This is a genomic window from Roseovarius sp. A-2, assembly GCF_002072155.1.
Classification (GTDB): Bacteria; Pseudomonadota; Alphaproteobacteria; order Rhodobacterales; family Rhodobacteraceae; genus Roseovarius.
The window spans coordinates 1-11,272 of the sequence record NZ_BDIY01000043.1 but is presented as its reverse complement, the minus strand read 5'-3'; the positions used below and the strand labels follow the sequence as shown (position 1 = coordinate 11,272).

Sequence of the window (11,272 nt, the reverse complement as noted above, 5' to 3'; positions counted from 1 at the left end):
TACGCCCAGACCGCATAGGCGACGATTTCACGAGGGAAGCGGTAGCCTTTCAGGCGAGGCATCGTGCAAGGTATCTTCATCCCGGCTGACTATGCGAAAGCCCACGCCCAAACAAGTTGGCAATGCCGTTCGAACTGCTGGGCGTCACCGAGACGACCGGCCTCGAGAATTACATCGACATCGTCTGACCCGAAGGTCATGCAGCAGGATCGGGCGCGCCGGACAAGGTGCGCCCGATGCCGTTCAGGGCGTCACTGGTGCCCAGCTTATTGCCTGTAATGCTCCCTGTACCAGGCCACGAACGCCGCGATCCCGTCGCGGATATCGGTCTGCGGGCGATAGCCGGTCAGCGCCTGCAAGAGCGACGCATCGGCCCAGGTGGCGGGCACGTCGCCGGGCTGCATCGGCATCAGGTTGCGCCGCGCCGCGACCCCGAGCTCGGCCTCGATCGCCTCGACGAAATCGAGGAGCCGCACCTTTTCGGAATTGCCGATATTGACCACACGCCAGGGTGCCACGGGCGAGAGGCTGTCGCCCTCGAGCGGCGGTGTGTCCCGCCCCTCCACCTGCGGCGGCGGCGTGTCGAGCAACAGCCGGATGCCGCGGACGAGATCGCCCACATAGGTGAAATCGCGATACATCTCGCCGTGATTGTAGATGTCGATCGGTCGGTCCGCGAGAATCGCCTCGACGAACTTGAACAGCGCCATGTCGGGCCGTCCCCAGGGGCCGTAGACGGTGAAAAAGCGGAACATGGTGGTGGGCAGACCCCACAGATGGGCATAGGCATGGCCCATGCTCTCGGTGGCCTTCTTGGTGGCGGCATAGATCGTCATCGGGTGGTCGGCCTGCATCGTCTCGGCATAGGGCATCTCGGGATTGGCACCATAGACCGAACTGGTCGAGGCCATCATCAGATGCCGCACCGCATGGCGGCGCGCGGCCTCCATCACGTTGAACGTGCCCAGGACATTGGCATCGAGATAGGCGCGCGGATTCTCCAGGCTGTAGCGCACCCCGGCCTGGGCGGCGAGATGCACGATCTCGTCTGGCGCGAAACCATCGATCGCGGCATCGAGCGCGGCGCGGTCCTCGAGCATCGCCTCGGTGGCCGAAAAGCCGGGCATGGCCTGCAACAACGCATGGCGGCGACGCTTGAGTTCGACATCGTAATAGTCGGTCATCCCGTCATAGCCATGCACGACGATCCCTTCGGCCAGCAGCAGGCGGGCGAGGTGGAAGCCGATGAATCCGGCGGTCCCGGTGATGAGGATACGGCGCGACATGAGGGCTGTTCAGACCGGTTTCTGTAGATTGCGATCTTTCCTTGATAGCCGCATAAGCCACCGCTTTACCATGCAATTTCCACGGCTGCCGCGCCGAAACGGACACCGCCTGGGACCACCGTCTGGCCCCGCTGCAACAAAGATGGGCAAGAACATGTCAGAGCGCGCAAATTTCGCAAACATCTATTTTCTTCGGGCTGGATTGTGTGTATGTTCGGCAATGAACTGTAAAAGGGATTTTACGCCATGAAAAACTATGCACTTTCCGCACTCGCACTTGCCGCTGGTCTGACAACCGCATTGCCCGCCGTGGCACAGCAAACCGCCGTGCGTCAGGGCAACGAAACCGCCATGGAAATGGCATCGCGAATCAACGCCTGCGGCGGGGCCTTCTCCTCGGCAAACTTCAGCAACGGCGGCCAGTTGCTGGAGGTGCAATGCATCGGCGGGGCTGGTCTGGAAGGCGGTCTGGGTGGCGCGGCTGCGGCCGGGGCAGTCGGCGTTGGTGTCGCGGTCATCGCGATCGCTTCGGGTGGCAGCTCGTCCTCGACCACAACCACGAACTGAGTCTCCGCCCCAAAGGCTGAAGATACGACATCAAACGCCCCGCCTTTCAGCGGGGCGTTTTAGTGTCAGGTTATCAGACAGACCTCAGTCGGCACTTTACCCCTCGCCATTCGACCCCACCGCAACCGAAACCGAGGTGGCTGCGGGCTCGACGTCCATGTAGCCGACCGCCGGGCTGACCCATTGCCGGGATTTCACGATCCCGCCCGACCGGTCGAGCCAGTAGATATTGGTCAGCGCACCATCCGGCGCGGTGCAACTCACCTCTATGCGGCGGGTACGGCGGGTCTCGTCAGCCACGCTCAGATCGCTGTCCGCCCGTCCCGTCTCGCGGCAGTGATAGCGACGATAGAGGGTCTGGTCCTCGCCGCCGAGATAGGTGCGCACATGCAGATGATAGAGATCGGTGGCGGGCGCGCGCAGCATCGCCTGCGTGCCTTCGACATCGGCGGACATCAGATCGTCCCCCAGGCCCCGGGTGCCGATCAGCAGACCGTCGTGGAAACTCAGCGTGATGCCGTCGCGCGTCTGCCAGACGGTCACGTCGCCATTGCGGGCCACCGGAGCCAGGGTGGCGCTGGCACCCCGCGCGGGCAGGGTCACGCGCAGACGCTCCGGGCCAACCGGCTGCGGGGTCTGGGCGGCAATCTGGCCGGTGATGTCGAGTGCTCCGGTCACCCGGTCGCAACCGCCAAGCAACAGCACCGCGAGGCCCGCCGCCGAGCCGAGCCACCGCAGGGAGGGCCTGAAATCGGGTGTCATCGCCAGAACCTTCCCCAACCGTCGCGCAAGGCGGGTTTCTGCAAGGGACGAACCCGGTCGTAAAGCCGCCCCGGCACGTCGAGCCGCGCCCCGCCATCCCGCTGGACCGGGCGGATCGTCGTGCTGAAATCGCGCTTGTTGGGCTCCCCGATCAGCCAGGCCAGCGGCACCGTCAGGCGGATCCCCTTGTCGAAGGATCCCTCGCCGAACGTGTCAAAGGGCACATCGGTGAGGGTCGCGAAGGCCCCGATCCGCCAGCCATTGCCGAATTCGCGGTCCAGCGTGAAGGTGCCGCCCCAGTCGCCCGCAAGGTAGCGCCCGGCATCGAGCTGGGCGTGAAACCCGTTGCCCATGTCCCAATAGGCCGAGGCATGACCGGTCGCGACCTCGTAATCGCGAAACCCGAAGCGCTGGTCGAAATCGCGCTGCTTGACATAGTTGGCCTCGATTCCGAGGGCGAAGGGGCTGTCATTGCGCTTCCACAGAAGCTCCCCGGAGATGCCGCCGAACATGCGCTCCATATAGCCTGCCGTGACCCGGCCATAGAGATCGCGGCCGGGCTTGAAATACTGCGCCGCCGTGAGCTGCATGAGCGCCAAATTCTCGCCCTCGCGGTCGTAAATCGTGAACTCGCTGCGCACCCGCGGCAGCACCGAATCCGATTTCCGCGTCGCCTCGTCGAGATTGCCCACCGCCTTCTGGCGCAGGATCCCCGAGAACTCGAGCCCCGGCCTCGGCTGATAGGTCAGCTCGAGCTGCGCGCCGAGATCGGCCCGCACCGGATTGTCGGGGTCGAAATAGCTGGGGCTGAGATAGGGGGTCAGGTCCCACTGGAAATCCGGATAGCGCCCGGCCAGCGGGCGGCTCGGCCCGTCGGGCGAGAAGATGCGCGTCCGCACGAAACTTTCCACGCTGCCATCGACATCATGCGCAAGCCGCTCCATGTCGTCGCGCGCGATATGCAGTTCGGTGACCGGCAGGCCTACATCGACCAGCGTGATCTCGAAGCCGTCGACCTGCGTCGGCATCAGCCGCGAGAGCACCCGCGCCGTGCGCCCGATGGCCTGGGCCTCCTGGTGATAGACGGTGTTCTCGATCTCGACCCGCGCGCTGCGCCCGGCGATCGAGAACCCGTGCAAGCGCATCCCCTGATCCTGAAGCGCCGCTGCAAGACGGTCGCGCAGATCGGTTTGCGCCTCGATGCTGCCTGACCAGGACAGGGCGGCATCGCTCTGCGCGGCGCGCAGCAGAACCGGCGGCGGGGCCGGATCGCGGCCGCCGTGATCGGGCCGGTTCTTGGGGTTCACCGCGGTGGTGATCTGCACCCCGATCTCGCTGCCATAGAGATAGCGCAGCGACAGGTCGGTCATCGGGCCGATCTTGTAGGTGGCCCCGAAATTCAGCTGCGTCTCGCGCTCGAAGGCCAACGGATCCTCTTCGGGATGATCGTCCGAGGAATATTCCGCAGTGAGCTTCAGCTTTTTCGTGGCCTGCCATTCGATGCCGCCGAAGAACGCCGCGTCGCCGCGAAAGAACTGCGCCGCCTCCACGTCGCCGCCTTGCTGGAAATCCCGCGCCGGGCGGGTCTCGAAGCGCTTGTCGAGGATGCCGAGCGGATTGGTGAAACCACCGACCCCGCCAAGCCGCCCCCAGCCGATCCCACCGGTCACCCGGACCGAGTCGCCCAGGGTCTTGGTCGCGACCAGATATTCCGAGGAATAGACGCCGGTGCCGAGAAAGTCGTTGAGCCCGACCGCGAGCGCGGGACGGAATTCGGTCTCGTCGGCAAAGCGGAAATGCAGCGAGAAGCTGCGATCAAAGAGCTTGTTGTTCACCGGATCGCCGCTCACGACTTCGTCGAGCACGGAATAGCGGAAACTGCCCGACAGGCGCGGCAGAATCTGGAAGGTCATCGTGTTGCGCAACTGCTCGGCGAAATAGCTGACCGAGAAGGCCAGCTCGCCATCGGGCCGGCTGGTGGCCACGGGCATGTCGATCATGCCGGGATAGCCATAGCTGTTATAGCCGGTCTCGATCCGCTTCTCGTCCTCGGCCAAAGCAGGACCGGTCGCGCAGAGCCCGACCGCCAACACCATTCCGAAACCTTTGTTCGACAGCCCCTGCATGACAGTCAGTTACCAGAAATCCTCACGAAGGGAACACCATAAGGTGATCGTCGGCAACCGGTCGCGAGGGGCTGTGATATCTCTGTCACGTGGGCTCGGCCTTCCAGGACAGCCGCATCATCCGCCCATGCATGTTTTCGCAGTCCGGAACGCGTTGCGGACGGTATTGGTTCTCGGTGACGATTCATATTTCGTTTTCGGTGACAGGCTTTTCTATGGCATGCAGTCGGAGAAAAGGTGCAGGATGCCCCTGTTCGACAAAGGCATTGAAAGGCGAGACATGAAGAAACGCGCGCTGATTACCGGGATCACCGGGCAGGACGGATCCTATCTGGCGGAATTTCTTCTGGAAAAGGGTTATGAGGTGCATGGCATCAAGCGCCGGGCCTCGCTGTTCAACACGCAGCGCGTCGACCATCTCTATCAGGATCCGCATGTAAGCAACCAGAATTTCAAGCTGCACTACGGCGATCTGACCGACAGCTCCAACCTGACCCGCATCCTGAGCGAGGTGCGGCCCGACGAGGTCTATAACCTCGGCGCGCAGAGCCATGTCGCCGTCAGTTTCGAGGCCCCGGAATACACGGCGGATGTGGATGGCATGGGCACGTTGCGCCTCTTGGAGGCGATCCGCTTTCTGGGGCTGGAGAAAAGCACCCGGTTCTATCAGGCCTCGACATCGGAACTTTATGGCCTCGTGCAGGAAACCCCGCAGAGCGAGACGACGCCGTTTCACCCGCGCTCGCCCTATGCGGTGGCCAAGCTCTATGCCTACTGGATCACGGTGAACTATCGCGAGGCTTACGGCATGTATGCCTGTAACGGCATTCTCTTCAACCACGAGAGCCCGCGTCGCGGCGAGACCTTCGTGACCCGCAAGATCACGCGCGGGCTGGCCAATATCGCGCAGGGGCTGGAGGAATGTCTTTACATGGGCAATATCGACGCGCTGCGCGACTGGGGCCATGCCAAGGATTACGTGCGCATGCAGTGGATGATGCTGCAACAGGACGCGCCCGAGGATTTCGTGATCGCCACGGGCAAGCAATATTCGGTGCGCGAGTTCATCACTTGGTCGGCGGCGGAGCTGGGCATCACGCTGGAGTTTTCCGGCGCGGGGGTTGCAGAGGTCGGGACCGTGGCGGCGGTGACCGGTAACAAGGCCCCGGCGGTGAAGCCGGGCGATGTGCTCTTGCGCATCGACCCGCGCTATTTCCGCCCCGCCGAGGTGGAGACCTTGCTGGGCGATCCGGCCAAGGCCAAGCAGAACCTGGGCTGGGTGCCCGAGATCACCGCGCAGGAGATGTGCGCCGAGATGGTCGCCGATGACCTGCGCACCGCGCGGCGCCATGCGCTCCTGCGCGAACATGGCATGGACATGCCGGTGAGTTTCGAGAACGGGTGAGCGCGATGCGGATCTACATCGCCGGGCACAGGGGCATGGTGGGCGGCGCGATCCTGCGGCGGCTGGAGACGCGGCGAGACACGGGCGAGGCGATCACGCTCATCACCGCGACCCATGCGGAGCTCGACCTGACGGATCAGGCCGCCGTGCGCGCCTTCATGGCCGATCAGCGCCCCGATGTGGTGATCCTGGCGGCCGCCCGCGTCGGCGGCATCCTCGCCAACAACACCTATCCGGCCGATTTCATTTATGAAAACCTGATGATCGAATGCAACGTGATCCATCAGGCCTATCGGGCGGGCGTGCGGCGGTTGTTACAGCTGGGCTCCTCCTGCATCTACCCGCGCGAGGCCGCGCAACCGATGCGCGAGGACGCGCTTCTGACCGGCCCGCTGGAGCCCACCAACGAGCCCTATGCGATCGCCAAGATCGCGGGCATCAAGCTCTGCGAAAGCTACACCCGGCAGCATGGCACCGATTACCGCTCGGTCATGCCGACCAATCTCTATGGCCCCGGTGACAATTTCCACCCCGAGAACAGCCATGTCCTGCCCGCCCTGATCCGGCGCTTTCACGAGGCGGCGCAGGACGGGCGCGAAGAGGTGACGATCTGGGGCACGGGCAGGCCGATGCGCGAGTTTCTGCATGTCGATGACATGGCCGAGGCGTCGCTTTTCGTGCTGGACCTCGACAAACCCACCTATGACGCCAACACGCAGCCGATGCTGAGCCATATCAATGTCGGCACCGGGCAGGATGTGAGCATCCTGGAGTTGGCGCAGATGGTGGCGAAGGTGACGGGCTATGAAGGGCGGATCACCACCGACCCGAGCAAGCCTGACGGCACCCTGCGCAAGCTGATGGATGTGAGCCGTCTGGATTGTATGGGTTGGCGCGCCTCCATCGCGCTGGAGGACGGGATCGCGCGCACCTATCGCTGGTTTCTGGATCATCAAGACGAGTTTCGCGGCTGACACGGGGGCCGAGGGGAGGTTTGACCATGACCGAGGATATTCACCCGCTCCTGCTCTGCGGCGGCTCCGGCACCCGGCTCTGGCCGCTGTCGCGCAAGAGCTATCCCAAGCAGTTCACAAAGCTGACCGGCGAAGAGAGCCTGTTTCAGGCCTCGGCACGCCGCCTGTCCGGGGACGGGTATGCCGCCCCCGCGATCATCACCGGGTCGGATTACCGCTTTGTCGTGACCGAGCAACTGGCCGGCGTGGAAATCGCCGCCGCCGCCACGCTGATCGAGCCCGAGGGGCGCAACACGGCGCCCGCGATCCTTGCGGGGGCGCTTGATCTCGAGGCGCGCGCGCCCGGCGCGTTGATGCTGGTGGCCCCATCGGATCACGTGATCCCCGACGCGCAGGCGTTTCGCGACGCGGTGCAGGCGGCGGTGCCTGCGGCGCGGGCGGGGCAGCTTGTCACCTTCGGCATCCGGCCTGACCGGGCCGAGACCGGCTATGGCTGGCTGCGCCTGAGCGCGGCCCCGTCAGACGATTTCGCGCCGGTGCCGCAGCCGCTGAAGGACTTTGTCGAAAAGCCGGATGCGGCTACAGCAGAGGCGTTGCTGGCGGACGGCATGCATCTGTGGAACGCGGGTATTTTCCTGTTTTCCACCGACGCCATTCTGGACGCGTTCGAGACCCATCAGCCCGACATGCTGGCCGCCGTGAGGCGCGCCCATGCGGCGGCGGAGCGCGACCTGCATTTCCTGCGTCTCGATCCCGAGGCCTGGGCCGCGTGCGAGAGCGAGTCGATCGACTACGCGGTGATGGAGAAAGCGAACAACCTGACCGTCGTGCCATACGGGGGCGCATGGTCGGATCTGGGCGGCTGGGATGCGGTCTGGCGCGAAAGCGGACCGGATGCGGCGGGTATCGTCACCTCGGGCCCCGCCACCGCCATCGACTGCGCGGATACACTGTTGCGGGCTGAGGACGAACAGCAGGCGCTGGTCGGCATCGGGCTGGAGGATATCATCGCCGTGGCCATGCCCGACGCGGTTCTGGTGGCGCATAAGGACCGCGCGCAGGACGTGAAGAAAGCGGTGGAGGCGTTGAAGAAACAGGGCGCGAAACAGGCCGAGACCCTGCCGCGCGACTACCGCCCTTGGGGCTGGTTCGAAAGCCTTGCCACCGGCGGGCGCTTTCAGGTCAAGCGCATTCATGTCCATCCCGGGGCCGCCCTCTCCTTGCAAAGCCACCATCACCGCTCCGAGCACTGGATCGTCGTCGCGGGTACCGCAAAGGTGACGGTCGATGACCAGGTGAGACTGGTGAGCGAGAATGAATCCGTCTATATCCCGCTCGGGGCCACGCATCGCATGGAGAACCCCGGCAAGATGCCGATGGTGCTGATCGAGGTGCAGACCGGCAGCTATCTCGGCGAGGATGACATCATCCGCTACGAGGATATCTATGCCCGCGGCCAGGGGGCCAGAGGCTGAGTCGGGCCGGTCCGGACATGCGAGGGCCACAGATGCGCAAACCTCACTGGTCGATCCTCGGCACAGCCGGCGTTCCGGGCCGCTATGGCGGCTTCGAGACCCTGGCCGAAAACCTTGTGCGTTACCATCAGGCCCACGCGCTCGAGGCGCGACTGACCGTCTATTGTTCAGCACGCGACACCGAGACGCGGCCAGCCCGATACCTCAGCGCGGAGTTGCGCCATATCGGTCTCAGGGCCAACGGTCCGCAATCCGTAGCCTATGACGTGGTCTCGCTCATCGACGCCATACGCCACCACACGGATACCGTCCTGCTGCTCGGCGTATCGGGCGCGCTCGCCCTACCCATCGTCCGGGTACTCTCGCGCACCCGCATCGTGACCAATATCGACGGGATCGAATGGCAGCGCGCGAAATGGCGCGGGCTCGCGCGGCTGATCCTGCGCTGGTCCGAGCGCGCGGCAGTGCGCTGGTCGCATGCGGTGATCGCCGACAATCCGGGCATCGCGGAGCATGTCCGCGCGCGCTATGGCAGGGACTGCCATGTCATCGCCTATGGCGGCGATCACGCGCTCGAGGCCGCCCCGATAACCAAGCCGGGGATTGCCCTGCCGCAGCGCTACGCGCTCGCCCTGTGCCGGATCGAGCCCGAGAACAACGTAGAGATGATCCTTGACGCTTTCGCCCGCCACTCCACAGGCGATCTGGTCGTCGTCGGCAACTGGGACCAGAGCCCCCATGGCCGGGCCTTGCGCGCGAGATACGGCGCGCGGCCGCATATCCACCTGATCGATCCGGTCTACGAACCCGGACATCTGCGCTGGATCCGCGACGGGGCGGAGGTCTATATCCACGGCCATTCCGCCGGTGGCACCAACCCCGCGCTGGTCGAGATGATGCATTTCGGGATCCCGGTGCTGGCCTTCGATTGCGCGTTCAACCGCAACACCACGGACGGCAAGGCGCTGTATTTCGGCAGCGCCAACGCGCTGGCCGGTACCATGGCGGCGCTCAAACCCCCCAAGGCGGCAAGGATCGGCCGGCAGATGCGCGAGATCGCGGCGCAGCGCTACACATGGGCCCGGATCGGGCGGGCCTATGTCGAACTGATGCACGACCTGCCCGCCTGAACGAGCCGCGCGCGGGCTCAAGTGGAATCCTGTATCTCGATCCGCCAGCCGTCTTCTTGGGAGGCCGGGGTCGCGCGTGCCCCGGATGGATTATCCCGGGCCGTTTTCCGCCCGGCAGCAGCAATCGTCCTGCGCCGCGTGAGAGCCAGCCGCGTGATCACGACATGGGCCAGGCCCGCCAGGCCCGCCGCGCCCGAGATCAGCACAGCCCCCACCAGCCCGTTCATGCCATCCACCAGATTGGTAACCGGTATGAGGATCTCGGTGCCAATGTTTGGCTCTGATTCTTGGATCAGGGTGTATGCTGCGAGCATCCGGGACAGAGGCACCGGGAGCACGAAGGTGCGGGCAGGCCGATCCATACGATGAGCCGAGAGCTCGTGTTAGTAGCTGGCCGCCTCTGCGACTCGCCCGGTTGTGCCGAGAGCACGAATCCGTAGTTGTCGTGTTGCCCGCCGCTCCCGCTGTTTTCAACTGGCAAGGGAGGCGCGCATGCGACGCGTGATCGGAATAGATATCCACCGGACTTTCGGGGAGGTGGTGATCTGGGAGAACGGTCTGACCCGACATGAAGGTCGGGTCGAGATGACCCGCACGGCCCTCGAGGGGTTCGGCAGGCAATTGAAGAAGACGGACGAGGTCGTGATTGAGGCGACCGGCAACTGCATGGCGGTGTCCCGGGTTTTGTCGCCCCATGTGAAACGGGTGGTGATTGCCAATCCCCTCCAGGTGAAAGCGATCGCCCATGCCCATGTGAAGACCGACAAGGTCGACGCGGCGACGCTGGCAAGCCTACACGCCGCAGGCTATCTGCCGGAGATCTGGATGCCGGATGCGGCCACGGAGCGGATGCGCAGGCTCGTGGCGCGCCGCTATCAGGTCGTCCGGCACCGGACTCGGATCAAGAACGAGGTGCATGCCATCCTGCATGCGCATCTGATCCCGAAATGTCCGCACGCCGATCTCTTCAACAAGCGTGGCCGCGACTGGCTGACTCGCCAGCCAGTGCCGGAAGACGAGCGAGCCGCAATCGCGCGCCATGTCCGCGAGTTGGACCGGCTCGGTGAGGACCTTGCCGTGCTCGACCGTGACATCGCCCAGGACGCGATTGATGACGAGGCAATCCAGCGGCTGCTGACCATCACGGGTGTAAATCTGACGGTGGCGGCCGGGCTGATGGCGGCGATCGGGAGTATCGACCGGTTCAACTCACCCCAGAAACTGGTGAGCTATTTCGGGTTGAACCCGCGGGTGCGCCAATCCGGCCTCGGCCCCGCCCATCATGGTCGGATCAGCAAGGCCGGGCGCAGCCACGCCCGCGCGATGCTGGTCGAGGCGGCCTGGGCCGCGGCGAAAGCACCCGGACCACTGCGGGCTTTCTTCATCCGCATCCGAGCGCGCCGCGGACATCAGATCGCCGGGCATTGCCAACTTATTTTCACCCGCCCGAATGAGGCCTGACCCGAGCCCGTCAGGCCGTCATTTCAAGCGCGTAGATTTGCCAAAGATCGAAGGCATCAGTTCTGGCGTGGCGGTATGAGGTGGCG

Annotated in this window: 10 protein-coding genes and 1 pseudogene; 6 read left to right on the top strand and 5 right to left on the bottom strand. The window is 64.6% G+C overall.

Annotation, left to right across the window (positions count from 1 at the left end; translation table 11 throughout):
* Both BHD06_RS23340 and BHD06_RS21650 read right to left on the bottom strand, forming a co-directional pair.
* A pseudogene (locus BHD06_RS23340) lies at positions 1–80 on the bottom strand (IS6 family transposase); the annotation flags it as partial.
* Positions 81–266: 186 nt separating this feature from the next.
* Positions 267–1,286 (bottom strand): NAD-dependent epimerase/dehydratase family protein, encoded by a 1,020-nt coding sequence (locus tag BHD06_RS21650; RefSeq protein WP_080459031.1) that lies wholly within the window; start codon positions 1,284–1,286, stop codon positions 267–269.
* Positions 1,287–1,532: 246 nt separating this feature from the next.
* Here BHD06_RS21650 and BHD06_RS21645 point away from each other — a divergent pair, with 246 nt between their 5' ends.
* Positions 1,533–1,853: a hypothetical protein gene (locus BHD06_RS21645; RefSeq protein ID WP_080459030.1), complete on the top strand. Its 321-nt coding sequence runs from the start codon at positions 1,533–1,535 to the stop codon at positions 1,851–1,853.
* 96 nt (positions 1,854–1,949) lie between these two features.
* On the opposite strand, the gene BHD06_RS21640 is transcribed toward BHD06_RS21645, so the two are convergent.
* Both BHD06_RS21640 and BHD06_RS21635 read right to left on the bottom strand, forming a co-directional pair.
* On the bottom strand, positions 1,950–2,615 hold the full coding sequence (locus tag BHD06_RS21640) for a YjbF family lipoprotein (protein ID WP_080459029.1): 666 nt from the start codon (positions 2,613–2,615) through the stop codon (positions 1,950–1,952).
* On the bottom strand, positions 2,612–4,711 hold the full coding sequence (locus BHD06_RS21635) for a YjbH domain-containing protein (protein ID WP_176214456.1): 2,100 nt from the start codon (positions 4,709–4,711) through the stop codon (positions 2,612–2,614). Before BHD06_RS21635 ends, BHD06_RS21640 begins: the two co-directional genes overlap by 4 nt.
* A gap of 310 nt (positions 4,712–5,021) precedes the next feature.
* Here BHD06_RS21635 and gmd point away from each other — a divergent pair, with 310 nt between their 5' ends.
* From gmd to BHD06_RS21615, 4 genes are read left to right on the top strand one after another with little or no spacing between them, the layout of a single operon-like run.
* Entirely contained in the window at positions 5,022–6,146 is a 1,125-nt protein-coding gene (gmd, locus tag BHD06_RS21630) for a GDP-mannose 4,6-dehydratase (protein ID WP_080459032.1), read from the top strand.
* A 5-nt stretch (positions 6,147–6,151) separates the two neighbouring features.
* A complete protein-coding gene (locus tag BHD06_RS21625; protein WP_080459027.1) occupies positions 6,152–7,120 on the top strand; it encodes a GDP-L-fucose synthase in 969 nt (322 codons plus the stop codon).
* A 26-nt stretch (positions 7,121–7,146) separates the two neighbouring features.
* Entirely contained in the window at positions 7,147–8,595 is a 1,449-nt protein-coding gene (locus BHD06_RS21620) for a mannose-1-phosphate guanylyltransferase/mannose-6-phosphate isomerase (protein WP_080459026.1), read from the top strand.
* 32 nt (positions 8,596–8,627) lie between these two features.
* On the top strand, positions 8,628–9,725 hold the full coding sequence (locus BHD06_RS21615) for a DUF1972 domain-containing protein (RefSeq protein WP_080459025.1): 1,098 nt from the start codon (positions 8,628–8,630) through the stop codon (positions 9,723–9,725).
* A 17-nt stretch (positions 9,726–9,742) separates the two neighbouring features.
* Here BHD06_RS21615 and BHD06_RS21610 read toward each other — a convergent pair whose 3' ends face one another.
* The gene (locus BHD06_RS21610; protein ID WP_080459024.1) at positions 9,743–10,087 is read right to left on the bottom strand and encodes a hypothetical protein; all 345 of its coding nucleotides are present in this window, start codon (positions 10,085–10,087) and stop codon (positions 9,743–9,745) included.
* Between the two features lie 130 nt (positions 10,088–10,217).
* Between BHD06_RS21610 and BHD06_RS21605 the strand changes: the two genes are divergently transcribed.
* Positions 10,218–11,186 carry an IS110 family transposase gene (locus BHD06_RS21605; RefSeq protein ID WP_254892561.1) on the top strand — a complete coding sequence of 323 codons (969 nt, stop codon included), beginning with the start codon at positions 10,218–10,220 and terminating at the stop codon, positions 11,184–11,186.
* Positions 11,187–11,272 lie beyond the last annotated feature (86 nt).